This window comes from Streptomyces kronopolitis (genome assembly GCF_014646275.1).
In the GTDB taxonomy this organism is placed as follows: Bacteria; Actinomycetota; Actinomycetes; order Streptomycetales; family Streptomycetaceae; genus Streptomyces; species Streptomyces kronopolitis.
The window spans coordinates 1-14,437 of the sequence record NZ_BMND01000028.1; the positions used below are offsets into that span (position 1 = coordinate 1).

Consider the following 14,437-nt stretch of genomic DNA (forward strand, 5'->3'; position numbering starts at 1 on the left):
GTACCGCTGCCGGTGCCGCCCCCGGCGCAGCCGCCCGCCGACGCCGCTGACCGCCCGGCCGCCACCCGCACCGTCGCGCTCGACCCGAGCGTGCCGGCCGCGCTGCGGGCGCTGGGCCAGGAACACCGCGCCACCCTCTTCACCGTGGCCCTGGCCGGCGCCTTCGCCGCCCTGCACCGCTTCACCGGCCGCAACGACCTGGTGATCGGCGTGGCCGGCACCCACCGGCAGGGCCCCGACATGCGCGGCCTGGTCGGACTGTGCGTCAACACCCTCCCGGTCCGGGTCGACACCGCCGGGGACCCGTCGTTCGGCACCCTGGTGGGGCGCGTACGGGACGCCCTGCTCGACGCCCAGCAGGGCCGTGAGGTGCCCTTCGACCTCATCCTGGAGCGGCTCGGCGCCACCGCCCGTGACGCCGAGGGGGCCCCGCTGGTGCGGGTGACCGCGGATGTCCTGGGCACCCCGACGACCCTGCACCTGCCGGGTACCGAGGGCGAGTACGTCGACGTCAGCGCCGGGGAGGCGAAGTTCGACCTGTCCTTCGGCCTGGTCGACGGCGCCGAGCCGGCCGCCCTGGTCCAGTACAGCCGGACCGCGCTGGACGAGGACGCCGCGACCGCGCTGGGTGCGCACCACGCGGCCCTGCTCACCGCGGTCGCCGCCGACCCGGACCTGCGGCTGTCCCGGATGCCGGGTGAGCCGCCGGCCCGCCGCGGCGAGGCGGACGCACACCCGGCCGAGGCGCTGCTGCGGGCCCACCCCGAGGTGGCCGAGGCCGTCGTCGTTCAACCGGCGGTCGGCCCGCTGCTGGCCTACGCCGTCCTGCGGGAGACCGGCGGCCCCGCGCCGGCCGTGCTCCGCGCCCATCTGCGCGCGTCGCTGGCCCCCGACCTGGTGCCCGCCGCGGTGACCCTGCTGGACGCCATGCCGCGCACGGCCGCCGGCACGGTCGATGTGACCCGGCTGCCGGGCCTGCCGTCGGCACCCGCTCCGCAGGGCGCGCGGGCCGAGGCGGTGACCGAGGGCTTCGCCGCGCTGCTGGGGCAGACGCCCGGGCCGGACGACGACTTCTTCCTGCTCGGCGGCCACTCGCTGATCGCCGTGCAGCTCGCCGAGCGGCTGCGCCAGGCGCTGACGCTGCCGCTGACCGGGCTGGACGTCATGCAGGCCCGCACCCCGCGCGCGGTCACCGCGCTGCTGGACGCCCGCGAGGCGGAGCGGGCCGCCGCCCCGGCGGCCGCCCCCGCCCGCCCGCGGCGGACACGTGAGGGCACGGTCCTGGTCACCGGCGGCACCGGCGGGGTCGGCGCGTTCGTACTGCGCGAACTGGCCGCCCAAGGACGGCCGGTGCTGGCGCTGGCCCGCCCCGAATCGGCGCATCTGGTCGCCGCGCAGGGCGTGGATGTCATCGAGGGCGACCTCGGCGACCTGGACTCGCTGCGCAAGGCCGTCGACGGCGCCGACGCGGTGATCCACGCGGCCTGCACCTTCACCCGGCCCGAGGTCGATGTGACGGCGATGGCGGCGATGATCGGCGCCTGGTCGCGCGGCCCGTTCGTCTTCGTCAGCAGCGTGGACGCCTACGGGCATCCCGGCAGTGCGTGGGTGGCGGAGGAGTCCGCCCCACAGGCGCCGCTGAGCGCCTACGGGCAGGCCAAGGCCGACTGCGAGGGTCTGCTGCTGCGGGCCGCCGGCGCCGGGGGCCGGGGCGGCGCGAGCGCCGTCCGCTCCCCCCTGGTGTGGGGAGCCCACCAGCGGCTGCGGGACCAGTTGCGCTGGGGCGCCACCGGGCTGCTCTACCAGGCCGCGCGGGAGGGCCGGCCGATCGCCCTGCCGCGGCCGGGCACCGGCGGTCACGACTGGTACGGCGCGGCCTGGGTGCACGCCGCGGCGCTGGCCCGGGCCGTGGTCTCCTGCCTGGACGCCCCCGTGCACGGTGTCGCCAACGCCGTGAGCGGACACGTCTCCTGGCGGGACCTCGCCACCGAACTGACCGCGCTGCTCGGCAGCGACAGCGAGATCCGGGACACCGACGAGGTCCATCCCGACCTCGACCACCGCTGGCACTACCGCTCCGGGCGGCTGGCCCCGTCCCTGGCCGAGCAGCCGGGCGAGGACTGGCGTTCCGTCCTGGCGGCCATGGCCGGTCCCCAGGAGGACTGAGCCGCGACCGACGCGGCGGACCGGTCCCGGCACCGGTCCGCACCGCGCGGCCGTACCGCCGCCGCATCGCGCCGCGGGTGCACGCCGTTCCGGCGTCGCCCGCGGCGTTGCCGTGTCCGGCCGCCCGCGCCGCCCACCGAGCGGCCGGACCGGATGGATCCGCGCAGGTCACCGGCGCTCCGGCGGACTCCCGTGGCGCCGCCGGAGCCCGCCGCGCCCACGCCTTCACATATCGCTCGCTATTGACATAGGGAACGATATCCCTACTGTGGAGGACATGAGCCCGGATGCCGACCGCCCTCCCCCGCGCCGACCGACCAGAGCGGAGACCAAGGCCCGCACCCGCCGGCTGCTGCTCGACGCGGCGGCGCGGACGTGTGCGCGCAAGGGGTTCGCCGGCGCCTCCGTGGAGGAGATCGCCGAGGCCGCGGGGTTCTCCATCGGCGCGGTCTACTCGAACTTCGGCAGCAAGGACCGGCTGTTCGTGGCGCTGCTGAAGGAGCGCGCGAGCGAGCAGGTGTCCCGGGCGACGAAGATCGTGGCCGACGCCCAGGCGGGCGACGACCCGGTACCCGCGCTCGGCCGGCTGCTGGCGAACGCCGCCGACAAGGACCCGGACTTCGCGCCGCTCCAGGCCGAGTTCTGGCTCTACGCGGTGCGCAACCCAGCGCTGCTGGAGACGCTGGCCGAGGAACTCCGCGGCCCCCGGGCCGCGCTGGAGGACCTCATGGTCAAGGCGCTGGAGCACAACGGGGCGCGGGGCGCCGCGCCCGCCGACGCGGTGGCCACCATCGCGATGGCGCTCTTCCAGGGCCTGCTGCGACAGCGCCGGATCGACCCCGCCAGCGTGCCCGACGACCTGCTGGGCCAGGCGATGCAGTGGCTGTTCGCCGGGATCGCGGCCGGCGACACCGCCGGCGCCCCGGGGCCCGGCAGCACGGACGACACCTCGGCCGCGGCCGACCCCGCGGCCGCCGACCGGCCCGAGGAGAACCGATGAAGCACGTCGACGCCACGGCCGCGCTGCCGTCGCTCCAGGACCTGCTCGACCCCCGGCACCAGGCCGACCCCTATCCCCTCTACTCCCGCTGGCGGGCGCGGACCCCGCTCGCGCGGCTCGACGAGCAGCTGATGGTGCTCACCCGCTACGACGACTGCGCCGCGGTCCTGCGCGACGGGCGGTTCGGGCACCCGGAGGCCGACGACCCCCGGTTCGCCGAGCGGGACCGCCCGTCCCTGGCCGTACTCGTCGACGACGAGGGCCATCCGGTACGCGGCTTCCTGGGTCTGAACCCACCCGACCACACCCGGATGCGGGCCCTGGTCGCCCAGGCCTTCACCCGCCGGCGGGTGGAGCGTCTCGCCCCGCGGATCGAGCAGCTCACCGAGGAGCTGTGCACGGCCATGGAGCGCGCGCCGGGACCGGTCGACCTCATCGAGGGCCTGGCCACTCCCCTGCCGGTGGCGGTGATCAGCGAACTGCTCGGCATCCCCACGGCCGACCGCCATCGGATGCTGACCTGGTCGCACGCGGTCGCCCGCGCCCTCGTCCCCGACTTCCTGCTGCCGCCCGGCGCCGCCGAACAAGAGGCGCGTGCCCGCCGCGAGTTCACCGACTACCTGCGCGAACTCGTCGTCGAGCGCCGCCGCGCACCGGGCGACGACCTGCTCTCGGCGCTGGTCACCGTGCACGACGACGACGGCGACGCGCTGACCGAGAACGAACTGCTGGCCACCTGCACGCTGCTGCTGATCGCCGGTCACGAGACCACCGTCAACCTGATCGGCAACGGCACCCTGGCCCTGCTGCGCCACCCCGACCAGCTGGCTCGGCTGCGCAGCGAGCCGGACCTGATCGACAACGCCGTCGAGGAGCTGCTGCGCTACGACTCGCCGGTCCAGCTCACGCTCCGCTACGCCCTGAAGGACGCCGAGGTCGCCGGGGTCGCGGTCCCGGCCGGTACCACGCTTCTGCTGCTGATCGGTGCGGCGAACCGCGACCCCGCGGCGTACGGGCGCCCCGAGCGACTGGACATCGGCCGCACACCCCCGCGGCACCTCGCCTTCGGCCAGGGCATCCACTTCTGCCTTGGCGCACCGCTCGCCCGCCTCGAAGCGCAGATCGCCCTGCGGACGCTGCTGGCCCGCGCCCCGCGGCTGCGGCTGGCCGGCAAGCCCGAGTGGAAGGACCACATCACGCTGCGGGGGCTGAGCCGGCTTCCGCTCCGGCTCGGCTGACCCGCCGCTCCCGGCCGCCGCGCGGGAGTCCGGTGCCACCGCACCGGCGACCGCGCCCCGCCCGCCCTCGTACGAGTGACCCTCGGAGGCCCCTTGCCCACGCCCGAGCGCCCCTCCTCGCCCGGCCCGCCCGGTCCGTCGACCCCGCCCGGTCCGTCGACCCCGTCCGGTCCGTCGACCCCGTCCGGTCCGTCGGCCCCGCCCTGGGACATCGCCCGGCTCTATCTCGTCGCCGGGCTGGTGATGGGCGGCATCTGGGCCTGGAACCACGGCGCACCGCTGTGGGAACACGCCGTGAAACTGCTGGTCGTCCTGTTCGTCGGCGCACCGCTGCTGCATCTGGCGCGCGGCCGCCGCGCCGCCCGGCGCCCGCCGCGCCGGTTCCGGCTGTCGTTCGTCCGGCTGGCCGCCGCCAAGGTCGCCCTGGTCGCCCTCGCCCTCGGCGCCAGTTGGCTGCTGGAGGGCTCGATGACCGACCCCGACCTGGCCGTGGCGGCCGGGCTGACCACCGTCATCACCCTCCTCGGACCGTTCCTCCACCGCCATCTGATGGTGCGGGCTCCCGCCGCCGCCCGCTAGGTCGTGTCCGTAAAGTCCCGTCGTCCGCCCGGAGGGCGGGGCTCGCGGCGCGGCCCCCTGCCGAACGAGTTGGTACGGCGCGGAAAACGCCGCCCGTCGGCCTGCCCCCGCCGATTCCTCCGCCCGGCTTGCGACCATGGGGGAACTGCCGGGGCCGGCGCCCGCCGGGTGTGCGACCGCCGCCGGAGCGCGCGGACCGGTCACCGGTACCGGCAGCCGCGGACCTTCCGCGCGAAGACCTCCGTCGCCGCAAAGGAGCCCTGTATGAACGCCAGCACGGACCTGCTCGTCGATGCCTTCGGCCGGATCCAGGAGGTCGTCGAGGACGTGGTCAGCGGGCTCGACCCCGACGAACTCGGCACCCGCCCCGAGGACGACGCCAACTCCATCGGCTGGCTGGTCTGGCACCTCACCCGCATCCAGGACGACCATCTGGCCGGGGTGGCCGGCACCGAGCAGATCTGGACCGCGGACGGCTGGTACGACCGTTTCGGGCTCCCCTTCGCCGCCGACGACACCGGCTTCGCCCACTCCGGCAAGGACGTGGCAGCCGTACGGGACCTGAGCGGGGAGCTGCTGACGGGCTATCACGGCGCGGTGCACGACAACACGGTGCAATACCTCGCCGGGATCGATGACAAGGACATGAAGCGGGTCATCGACCGCGCCTGGACCCCGCCCGTCACCCTGGGGGTCCGTCTGGTCAGCGTGGTCGCCGACGACCTCCAGCACGCCGGGCAGGCCGCCTACGTCCGCGGACTGCTGGGCCGTTGAGGAGCCGGGCGGACCTGCGGCCTCAGCTCCGCGGCGGCAGCCGGTGCAGCTCCACGGCGGTGAGCCGGCCCGCCGCGATCTCCGCCGTCATATAGGTGCAGTACGGCTGCCGGCGGCGGTCGGTCGGCGAGCCCGGGTTCAGCAGGCGCAGCCGGTCGCCGGCCGTGGAGTCCCAGGGGATGTGGCTGTGGCCGAAGACGAGGACGTCCAGATCCGGGAAGCGTTCGGCGCACCGGCGCTCCCGCCCCTGTGCCGGGCCCGTCTCGTGCACGACGCCCAGCCGCACTCCGCCCAGTTCCGCGCGGGCCACCTCGGGCAGCCGGGAGCGCAGTTCCGGGCCGTCGTTGTTGCCGTACACCCCGATCAGCCGGGCCGCGCGCGCCTCCAGCAGGTCCAGGGTCGCGGCGTCGACCCAGTCACCGGCGTGCACGACAACATCGGCGCGCGGCACCTCGTCGAGCAGCTGCGGCGGCAGCGCCTTGGCACGCCGGGGCAGATGGGTGTCGGAGACGAGCAGCAGACGCACGGGGCTCTCCTCGGCGGTCAGTGTTCCTGGGCGGTCGGCCGCACCATGATCTCGTTGACCGCGGCATGCGCCGGCTGCGTGACCATGAAGACGAGGGAGCGGGCGATGTCCTCGGCCCGCAGCCAGCGCTCCGGCGGCAGCCCGTGGGCCGACGCGGCCTGACCGCCGCCGCGGGTCATCTCCGTCGTGGTCATCCCCGGTTCGACCAACCCGACCCGAACCTGACACCCCGTCACCTCGCGGCGCAGCGCCTCGCTGAAAGAGCACACCGCGTGCTTGGTGGCCGAGTAGACGCTGTTGTCCTTGCGCGGGACGCGGCCCGCCACCGAGCTGACGTTCACCAGGTCGGCCACGCCGCGCGGCCCCTGCTCCGCCGCGCGCAGCAGATGCGGGAGCGCGGCACGGGACATCCGCAGCACCGCCCTGACGTTGAGGTCGATCATCCGGTCCCAGTCCTCGGGGTCGCTGTCCGCGAGCGGGCCGCGGGCGCCGAAGCCCGCGTTGTTCACCACGATGTCCAGTCGCCCGAAGTGCGCCACGGCCCGCTCGACCGCCTCCGCCGGCTGCGCCGCGTCGCGCAGGTCGGCGGTCAGCACCAGGGACGTGCCGCCGTGTGCGCCGAGGGACCGGGTCAGCTCGTCCAGCCGCCCGGTGCGGCGGGCGACGAGGGCGACGGCGCAGCCTTCCCGGGCGAGCGCCAGCGCGGTGGCCGCACCGATGCCGCTGGAGGCGCCGGTCACCAGCGCCACGGTGCCCGACAGCGGCATCCGGCCATTGCCCCCGTCCGCCTTGGCGGCGCGTGGGGACGCCTCCTGGGGGTGTTCGCTCTCCGCGGTACCCATCTGCGCGCACTCCTCCCGCTCGGCCGTCCGGCCCGCTTCCCGGTCCGGTGACCCCTACCCCGCCGGAGGCCCGCTGCCCCTCACCCTCTGCCATCTGCCGCAGGGAGAAGCCCGATGCGGGCGGAATCGGGGCGAGGGCGGCCTCCCGCACTCCGTCCGCATTCCCACGGCATTCCTCATTCGGCATTCGATATTCGACGTACCGAGGGGATTCCTGACGTTCCGCGTCCGCTCGGACGGCGGCCGGAATTCGGCTGCGCCGCGTTGCCGTACGGTCCGGGCGAAGTCCCGGCGGGTATGAACCCCGAGAACCCCCCTTTGGCTCCCGGGAGCTGCTCATGAAGCACACTCACCCCCTGCCCGGCGACATCGGACTCACCCGCATATCCGGCATCACCGGCCGGTTGATCCGCTTCGGACAATGGATCAACGGAGACGGATTCGCCGACTACGAACACGCCTTTCTGGTCCTGCCCGACGACCGGCTGCTGGAGGCCGAGCCGGGCGGGGCGCGCATCGTGGCGCTCGACACCTACGACGGCACCGAGGTGCGCTACGTGTGCCCGGAGCGGCTCACCGAACGGCAGCGCGCCGCCGTCTGCGCCGCGGCCACCCGCTACACCGGGGTGCCGTACAGCTTCCTCGACTATCTGGCGATCGCCGCGCACCGCTTCCACCTTCCCCTTCCGGGGCTGCGCCGCTATGTCGCCAGCACCCGGCACATGATCTGCTCCCAACTCGTCGACCAGTGCTACGAGGACGCCGGTGTGCACCTCTTCGCCGACGGCCGCTGGCCCGGTTATGTGACGCCGATGGCGCTCTACAAGCTGCTGGCCCGCTGACCGGCTCTGGATAAACACCGGAAACGGAAACCGGGGCGGAACCCCCTTGCGCGGCGAGGCGAATACCATGGTCGTCAGAAGTACGCCTGGATTCCGATCGCGCGAGGGGTGGCGGGAAATGCGGCGGCAGCCCGTACTTGTCTATGACGGCGACTGTGCCTTTTGCACGTCCTGCGTACGGTTCGCCGAGCGCCGGCTGCGGCCGCGCTGTACCACCACGCCCTGGCAGTTCGCCGACCTCGCGGGACTGGGCGTCACCCAACAGCGCGCGGAGCAGGAGGTGTTGTGGGTGACGCCGACCGGAGAGGTGCACGGTGGCGCCCAGGCCGTGGCGAAGCTGCTGCTGCGCTCCCGCGGCGGGTGGCCCGTCGTGGGAGCGCTGCTCACCCTCCCGCCCCTGCGCCGGCCGGCTCGCGGCGCGTACCGCCTGATCGCCCGCAACCGCCACCGGCTGCCGGGCGGCACGGCGGCCTGTGCGATGCCCTCATCCCGTTAGGGGCTCATCCGGGACGGGCCGGGCCGGGCCCGGTCGGTGTGCGGAGGGCCCGGCGCCCGGTGGCTCTCGGCCATCGGGCGCTCCCCCTTTGCCGGGCCGGATCAGGTGCCGGGCTTGCGGCCGTAGACGTAGACGTCGTCGCCGTTCTTCAGGAGCGACCAGTACTTCTTGGCGTCGCCGGTGCGCATGTTCACGCAGCCGTGCGAGCCGGGGGCCGACCAGACGCTGCCGCTGATGGAGTGGAACGCCTGGCCGCCGTCGAAGAACTGGCTGTACGGCATGGCCACGTGGTAGAGCGTCGAGTAATGGTGCAGGTTGCGCCAGTAGATCTTCTTGGCGCCGGTGCGGGTCTCGTAACCGTCGCGGCCGGTGCGGATCGGCACCGGCCCGTACACCAGCTTCGACCCGTCCTGGACCCAGCTGAGCTGGCGGGTCAGATCGACGCAGGCTATCCGCCCCTTGTTGGTGGGGCACTTGTGTGCCTTGTTGGGGTTGCTCCCCGCCGCCTTCTGCTGCGCCACCACCTGCATCACGCCCCAGGTGACGGGGCCCGCGTAGCCGATGTTCGGGGAGATGCCGTGGCTGGTCTGGAAGTCACGGATCGCCCGGCAGTCGGCGGCCGACTGCCGACCGTCCACCGGACGCCCGAGGAACTTCTCGGCCTGCTTCTGGTAGGGGCCGCGGGCGGCGGTGCACGAGGACGCGGTGGCGGCCTGGGCCGTGGAGCCGAAGGCCATCGTCAGCGGAACGGTCAGCGCCGTGAAGGCGAGCGCGGCGCCCACCCGGCGGCCGGCGGCGGACCGCCGCACACGCAGGTTCAGTCGTCTCTTCATGCCCGGTAGGACTGTCTGCCCGACTCGCCGGTTGCAGACGTGACCGACCCGAAATATCTGCTACGTCACCGTGCGCCCCCGACGGCACCACGCGCCCCCCGGCGACCATGATCCGCACGCCCCGACTCCCGGCGGTGGCGCCCCCGACGGACAGGCGAACATGCCGTCCCCCGGGGGCCCGCACGCTCAGAGGACCGCGACGGTCTCCTGCCGCGCGTAGCTGAAGCCGTCGTCGTCGAAGTAGTAGACGGTGGCCTTCACCTTGTCGCCCTTGCCGAAGTGCGACCCCTCGGCCACCTTGAGGTTCAGCTGCACCGTGTGGTCGGCGTAGTCGCAGACGAGCTTGTCCTTCTTGATCGTCCCGGCGGCCTCCGAGAGGTCGTGACCGGTCGAGACCTTGGCGACGTTGGCGACCAGCTGATGGTTCATGCCGGGGTCGCAGGAGTAGGTGACCTTCACCTGCAGGCCCGGCGCGTGCAGGGCGACCTTGTCGATCGCCAGGACGTTGGCCTTGGCGAACGCGGCCGGCGCCGCGGCCAGCGCACCGGCGCCGACCAGGACGGTGACGGCCGCGGTGCCGGCCAGGCGACGCCGGAGACGGGATGACTTCATCGATTTCCTTCCCCCCTGCGCAGCCGCCCCGGTCCGAGCGGAGGAGACATATCCGCTGATGCGGACGACTACGGCAGATATGCGATGTAGCTCGTGATCATATGCGATCTCCACCCACCGAACCGAATGTTTATTCGCATACGACCGGCCGCCCCACCTCCCGGGAAGCCACGCCGGACACACCCGACGATGACCATCCGCACGCAACCGGTCACTTAATGTGCCCATGGTGGCTCTTCGTGGCGCCCGCGGAGAGCCACCGCCCCAGGCTCCGCCAGGAGCACCTCGCCCAGAAGGGACGCCCCATGATCACCGATGCCCTGCGCGCGGAGTACGAGCAGCGCTTCACCACGTACGACACCGACGGCGACGGCTATCTGACCGCCCAGGACTTCACCCAGCGGGCCCGGATCCTCGCGGACGCGGTGGGTGAGCCCGAGAGTTCGGACAAGGCGGCGGCGCTGCGGACGGGGATGCGCCACACCTTCGAGCAGCTCGCCGACCTGGCCGACGTGGACCGCGCGGGGCGCCTGGACCGCGAGCAGTTCATCAAGGCGTTCACCCGCGCCGCCACGTCGGGGGCCATCGGCACGGTCGTGGGCCCGTCGATCGCCGCGACCATCGCCCTGGCCGACACCGACGGCGACGGCATGGTCAGCCGGGAGGACTTCGCGACACTGCACAAGGCGGCGGGGTACTCGGCCGCGCAGGCGGACGCGGCCTTCTCGGCGCTGGACCAGAACGGCGAGGGCCGGCTGAAGGTCGCGGCCTGGCAGGCCGCGGTCAGCGAGTAGCCGCCGGCGGCGGCACCGGGAGCGACCGTCGGCGGCGACGCATGACGGCCGCTCCGGCCGGGGCGGTACGAGCCGCCCCACCACTCACGGCCGGAAGACCGCCGCGAGACCGGACACCAGCTCCGGCCCGCTGATCCGCGCGGCGCGCAGACCCACGTAACCATCCGGCCGGATGACGAGCCCCGCGCCGCCGGCCGCACCGTAGCTCTCCCGGAACTCGCCCCGCGCGTCCTCCACGACGGGCAGCGGCAGGCCGTCCGCCGAGGTGCCCGGAGCCACGATCACCCACACGTCCAGCCGGCCGTGCGCCGCGCTGCGCGCCGCCGCCACCGCCTCCTCGCAGGCCGACAGTTGCGCCTCCTGGTCCGCGTAGAGCAGCAGGGTGTGCTCTTGGCCGCGCAGCAGATCGAACAGGCGGGACGGGAAGGCGGTGAGGCCGAAGCGCAGGCCCCCGCAGTCCGGCGCCCGGTCGCCGGGCGCGGGACCCGGGGGCGACGCCGGGTCCGGCCCGACGATCGGGCTGCCCCGGTAGCCGACGAGGAGCTGGGCCTCGCGCTGGATCAGCGTCGACGGGTCCTCCGGATCCGCCTGGACACCGGCGGCGGCATGCCGCACCGTCCGCCGCACCACCTCCTCGCCCACGGGGCGGCGCTCGGCCTCGTAGCTCGGCAGGAGCTGCGCGCTCGCCGTCGAACGCACCGCCATGGCGACCTTCCAGGCGAGGTTGCAGGCGTCCTGGATCCCGGTGTTCATGCCCTGGGCGCCCGTGGGCGGATGGATGTGGGCGGCGTCCCCCGCGAGGAACACCCGGTCCGTTCCGTAGCGGTCCACCAGGCGGTGGCTGATCCGGAAGACCGAGGACCAGCGCAGGCGGGAGGCGGTGGTGGGCTCGGGCGCGAGCCGGTCCAGAACTGCCTGGAGGTGTTCCAGGCCGGGGGCGGGGCCGCCCTCCAGACCGTGCGACACGCCCTCCTCGCCGTCCGGCCGGGCGCGGGAGAGTTCGGGCGGGACGAGCATCGACATCCGGTAGCGGTTGCGGCCGGGCAGCGGGATGCACACCAGCAGATCGTCGGTGCGCCCGTCGCGCTGGTGCATGGAGCGGACTGCGTAGCCGGCCGGCAGATCCCAGTCGACCTCGACGTCCCCCAGCATGTACTCCTCGGGCATCGCGGCGCCCTCGAAGCCGAATCCGAGGATCTTGCGGACGATGCTGTGGGCGCCGTCGCACCCGAGGAGATACCGGGCCTCGACCTGCTCCCGGGCGCCGGAGGGCAGCGCGAGTTCCGCCCGGACCCCGTCGGCGTGCTCCTCGAAGCCGACCAGCTCGGTGCCGCGTTCGATCCGGCCCCCGCCACGTACGAGCACGTCCTCCAGGATCCGCTCGGTGTCGTTCTGCGGAAGCACGGCGAATCCGTACGGCACCTGCGGCGGCAGCGTCAGCTCCACCCGCGCCTGCTCGGTGCCGTTGACGTAGACCAGTTGGCCGCGCATCGGCGCCGCGGCCGCCAGGATCTCCCGGACCACCCCCATCCGGTCCCAGATCTCCAGCGTCCTGGGCTGGATGCCGACGGCCTTGGCGTACGGCTGGCGTGCGGGCAGCCGGTCGATGACGCGGCACTCCACGCCCCGGCGCCGCAGCTCCCCGGCGGCGGTCAGCCCGACCGGCCCGGCTCCCACGACCAGCACGTCCACGTCGGCCACGGCCCTGCCTCCAGTCGAACTGTCGCATCGAGCTGTCGCGCGGTCGAGAGATCCGCTCCCCTCCAATGCAGCACGGGGCCGGACCGATGTCCATTTCGTGCCGGCGTGCGGGCACGGGTGCTTGCCGGGTCCTTGAAGGGGGGCTGCCCGGGTCCTTGCCCGGGTCTTTGAGGGGGGCTTGCCGGGCGCTCGCCAGGCCCTTGCCCGAGGGCGCCGTCGGGGCGGCCGTCCGGCTCTTCCGCGCTCCGGCCCGGCTCCGGCCTCCTCACCAAGTCCCGGACGGGTCGTTGCATCGCGCCGGCGCCCGTGCGCGGTGCGTGCGGACCTGCGCAGCGCGTGCATCACGTGCGCCGGATGCGCTCGGCGGACACCCCGGGGCCGGGCAGGTGATCGCGGCGCCCGTGGGTGTCATGCGCCTCGGGCGGGAGCGGTGCGCCCCGGCCCTTCTGATCAGGCGCGCCACACGCAGGCACGGCCGCGCACCGAAGGCAAGGGGGCAAGGCGGTCGGCGACGGCGCTACCGCGCGCTCTGCCGGGGCCAACTCGGGGCATGGTTGTCTCGTCCCCGTCAAATTCACGGCGCCGTACGGAAATGCGGTTCGAGTGCGACTCGAACAGCACGTCAATACGGCGCCGGGTTTCTCAGATGCCGCCAGGCAACTGCGCGGCGGGCGACGGGAGTACCCGCATGGAATTTCGTCAGGCATCGGAATCGGCGGCCCGGAATGAATTCCGGGGCCACGGGATCCGGAGCATCACCGCGGCGGCCGTCCTGCTGGCGGCCGGCACGCTGAACCTCGCGGCCGGGCAGCCGGCCGAGGCCCGGGGCAGCGGAGCCTGGGACCGTCTGGCCGGGTGCGAGAGTGGTGGAAACTGGCGCATCGACACGGGGAACGGCTTCTCCGGAGGCCTGCAACTCGCGCACTCCACCTGGCACTCGTTCGGCGGTGGCAGCTACGCGTCACGGGCCGCGCGGGCGACCCGGGCCCAGCAGATCCAGGTCGCCGAGCGGGTGCTGGCCCGTCAGGGCTGGGGCGCCTGGCCGGCCTGCTCGGCCTCCCTGGGCCTCAACTCGGCCACCCGGCACAGCGCGCCACGCACCGCGCACCTCACCCCGAAGCGGCACGCCGGGGCAGCGGCCCACAGCCGGGTACGGCATCCGCAGACTCACGAAAAGCGCCACAAAGAGGGGCCCCATCGGAGTACCGGCGGGTCGCTCGTCGTCAACGCCGGGGACACGGTGAGCGGCCTCGCCTCTGCACACGGATACCGCTGGCAGGAATTCTACCGGCTGAACCGAAAGGTGATCGGGGCGAATCCGGACCTCATTTTCCCCGGAATGCGGCTGGCCGTGCCGCGGCGGTCCGGACACTGAACACGGCCTGAATGCAGGGCATTTCCCCGGCCCGGCAGCCGGCGCTCCGGCCGGGGAAATCCCCTGATACTCCGCCCCTGAACGGCACGGTGGCTCGTCCGGCCGGACGAGCCACCGTAAGGTGCGTTCGCCGCACGCTCGCTCAGGATGCCGGTGACTGCGGCCCCTGCTCCCCCGGTTCAGCGGCCTGCCGGTCACCGATCCGGTCGAACTGGTCCGTTACGTCTGGCATATCGATCTGATCCGTCTCGTCGATCTGGTGGTCGGCCCAGACATAGGTGTGGGGGAGCAAGTCGGCGACCGGGACGGCGCGGACGCGCTTGCCCGCACCGACGATGACCTTGAGAGTGGGGAAGTAGTCGAAAAGGACCTGGCGGCACCGGCCGCACGGCGGAACGACCCCCCGGTCGCGGTCGCCCACGGCGACGATGGTGTCCAGCTCGTAGGCGCCCTGGGCGGCTGCCGCGCCGATGAGGACCAACTCGGCGCAGGGGCCTCCCGTGAAGTGGTAGGCGTTCACCGCCGTCACGATCCGACCGTCCCGGGCGCGGGCCGCGGCCGCCATGGTGTGGTTGTCGCCCCGACAGCGAGTGCGCGCGACATCCGCCGCGGCCTCGATGAGTTCGCGGTCGACGTGGTGGAGCTGCGTGGTCATCTTC

14 protein-coding genes and 1 pseudogene are annotated in these 14,437 nt (G+C 73.7%); 9 read left to right on the forward strand and 6 right to left on the reverse strand.

Annotated elements, in window-relative coordinates:
* The 5 genes from IEY78_RS25175 to IEY78_RS25195 all read left to right on the forward strand — a co-directional run.
* The coding region (locus IEY78_RS25175; RefSeq protein WP_189101963.1) for a condensation domain-containing protein at nt 1-2,166 on the forward strand (2,166 nt) is incomplete at its 5' end.
* A 277-nt stretch (nt 2,167-2,443) separates the two neighbouring features.
* Nucleotides 2,444-3,166: a TetR/AcrR family transcriptional regulator gene (locus tag IEY78_RS25180; RefSeq protein ID WP_189101965.1), complete on the forward strand. Its 723-nt coding sequence runs from the start codon at nt 2,444-2,446 to the stop codon at nt 3,164-3,166.
* Nucleotides 3,163-4,404: a cytochrome P450 gene (locus IEY78_RS25185; RefSeq protein WP_189101967.1), complete on the forward strand. Its 1,242-nt coding sequence runs from the start codon at nt 3,163-3,165 to the stop codon at nt 4,402-4,404. The genes IEY78_RS25180 and IEY78_RS25185 overlap by 4 nt, the downstream gene beginning before the upstream one ends.
* 93 nt (nt 4,405-4,497) lie before the next feature.
* On the forward strand, nt 4,498-4,983 hold the full coding sequence (locus IEY78_RS25190; protein ID WP_189101969.1) for a hypothetical protein: 486 nt from the start codon (nt 4,498-4,500) through the stop codon (nt 4,981-4,983).
* 264 nt (nt 4,984-5,247) lie between these two features.
* Nucleotides 5,248-5,757: a mycothiol transferase gene (locus tag IEY78_RS25195; RefSeq protein WP_189101971.1), complete on the forward strand. Its 510-nt coding sequence runs from the start codon at nt 5,248-5,250 to the stop codon at nt 5,755-5,757.
* Between the two features lie 22 nt (nt 5,758-5,779).
* On the opposite strand, the gene IEY78_RS25200 is transcribed toward IEY78_RS25195, so the two are convergent.
* Both IEY78_RS25200 and IEY78_RS25205 read right to left on the reverse strand, forming a co-directional pair.
* Complete coding sequence (locus IEY78_RS25200) at nt 5,780-6,283, reverse strand: metallophosphoesterase family protein (protein ID WP_189101973.1); 504 nt, start codon at nt 6,281-6,283, stop codon at nt 5,780-5,782.
* 17 nt (nt 6,284-6,300) lie between these two features.
* Nucleotides 6,301-7,125: an SDR family oxidoreductase gene (locus IEY78_RS25205; protein WP_189101975.1), complete on the reverse strand. Its 825-nt coding sequence runs from the start codon at nt 7,123-7,125 to the stop codon at nt 6,301-6,303.
* A 338-nt stretch (nt 7,126-7,463) separates the two neighbouring features.
* Here IEY78_RS25205 and IEY78_RS25210 point away from each other — a divergent pair, with 338 nt between their 5' ends.
* Together IEY78_RS25210 and IEY78_RS25215 are read left to right on the forward strand one after the other, a co-directional pair.
* Nucleotides 7,464-7,967, forward strand: coding sequence for a C40 family peptidase (locus tag IEY78_RS25210; RefSeq protein WP_189101977.1), 504 nt, complete (start codon nt 7,464-7,466; stop codon nt 7,965-7,967).
* A gap of 118 nt (nt 7,968-8,085) precedes the next feature.
* Nucleotides 8,086-8,463, forward strand: a complete 378-nt coding sequence (locus IEY78_RS25215) for a thiol-disulfide oxidoreductase DCC family protein (RefSeq protein WP_189101979.1) — start codon at nt 8,086-8,088, stop codon at nt 8,461-8,463.
* A gap of 101 nt (nt 8,464-8,564) precedes the next feature.
* Here IEY78_RS25215 and IEY78_RS25220 read toward each other — a convergent pair whose 3' ends face one another.
* On the reverse strand, nt 8,565-9,296 hold the full coding sequence (locus tag IEY78_RS25220; protein WP_189101981.1) for a L,D-transpeptidase family protein: 732 nt from the start codon (nt 9,294-9,296) through the stop codon (nt 8,565-8,567).
* A gap of 186 nt (nt 9,297-9,482) precedes the next feature.
* Nucleotides 9,483-9,908 (reverse strand): hypothetical protein, encoded by a 426-nt coding sequence (locus IEY78_RS25225; protein ID WP_189101983.1) that lies wholly within the window; start codon nt 9,906-9,908, stop codon nt 9,483-9,485.
* 305 nt (nt 9,909-10,213) lie between these two features.
* Here IEY78_RS25225 and IEY78_RS25230 point away from each other — a divergent pair, with 305 nt between their 5' ends.
* Nucleotides 10,214-10,702 carry an EF-hand domain-containing protein gene (locus tag IEY78_RS25230; RefSeq protein ID WP_189101984.1) on the forward strand — a complete coding sequence of 163 codons (489 nt, stop codon included), beginning with the start codon at nt 10,214-10,216 and terminating at the stop codon, nt 10,700-10,702.
* 84 nt (nt 10,703-10,786) lie between these two features.
* Here IEY78_RS25230 and IEY78_RS25235 read toward each other — a convergent pair whose 3' ends face one another.
* Nucleotides 10,787-12,403 carry an FAD-dependent monooxygenase gene (locus IEY78_RS25235; protein ID WP_189101986.1) on the reverse strand — a complete coding sequence of 539 codons (1,617 nt, stop codon included), beginning with the start codon at nt 12,401-12,403 and terminating at the stop codon, nt 10,787-10,789.
* A gap of 688 nt (nt 12,404-13,091) precedes the next feature.
* On the opposite strand from IEY78_RS25235, the gene IEY78_RS35040 reads away from it, so the two are divergent.
* Nucleotides 13,092-13,778 (forward strand): LysM peptidoglycan-binding domain-containing protein, encoded by a 687-nt coding sequence (locus tag IEY78_RS35040; RefSeq protein ID WP_189101988.1) that lies wholly within the window; start codon nt 13,092-13,094, stop codon nt 13,776-13,778.
* A 250-nt stretch (nt 13,779-14,028) separates the two neighbouring features.
* Here IEY78_RS35040 and IEY78_RS25245 read toward each other — a convergent pair.
* Nucleotides 14,029-14,433, reverse strand: a pseudogene (locus tag IEY78_RS25245) (cytidine/deoxycytidylate deaminase family protein); the annotation flags it as partial.
* Nucleotides 14,434-14,437: the final 4 nt, after the last annotated feature.

Excerpts from the sequence above, each read along its gene's own strand:
- IEY78_RS35040 (WP_189101988.1), top strand. The coding sequence starts at position 13,092 with ATGGAATTTCGTCAGGCATCGGAATCGGCGGCCCGGAATGAATTCCGG.
- IEY78_RS25210 (WP_189101977.1), top strand. The coding sequence starts at position 7,464 with ATGAAGCACACTCACCCCCTGCCCGGCGACATCGGACTCACCCGCATA.
- IEY78_RS25180 (WP_189101965.1), top strand. The coding sequence starts at position 2,444 with ATGAGCCCGGATGCCGACCGCCCTCCCCCGCGCCGACCGACCAGAGCG.
- IEY78_RS25230 (WP_189101984.1), top strand. The coding sequence starts at position 10,214 with ATGATCACCGATGCCCTGCGCGCGGAGTACGAGCAGCGCTTCACCACG.
- IEY78_RS25225 (WP_189101983.1), bottom strand. The coding sequence starts at position 9,908 with ATGAAGTCATCCCGTCTCCGGCGTCGCCTGGCCGGCACCGCGGCCGTC.
- IEY78_RS25205 (WP_189101975.1), bottom strand. The coding sequence starts at position 7,125 with ATGGGTACCGCGGAGAGCGAACACCCCCAGGAGGCGTCCCCACGCGCC.
- IEY78_RS25195 (WP_189101971.1), top strand. The coding sequence starts at position 5,248 with ATGAACGCCAGCACGGACCTGCTCGTCGATGCCTTCGGCCGGATCCAG.
- IEY78_RS25185 (WP_189101967.1), top strand. The coding sequence starts at position 3,163 with ATGAAGCACGTCGACGCCACGGCCGCGCTGCCGTCGCTCCAGGACCTG.
- IEY78_RS25220 (WP_189101981.1), bottom strand. The coding sequence starts at position 9,296 with ATGAAGAGACGACTGAACCTGCGTGTGCGGCGGTCCGCCGCCGGCCGC.
- IEY78_RS25215 (WP_189101979.1), top strand. The coding sequence starts at position 8,086 with ATGCGGCGGCAGCCCGTACTTGTCTATGACGGCGACTGTGCCTTTTGC.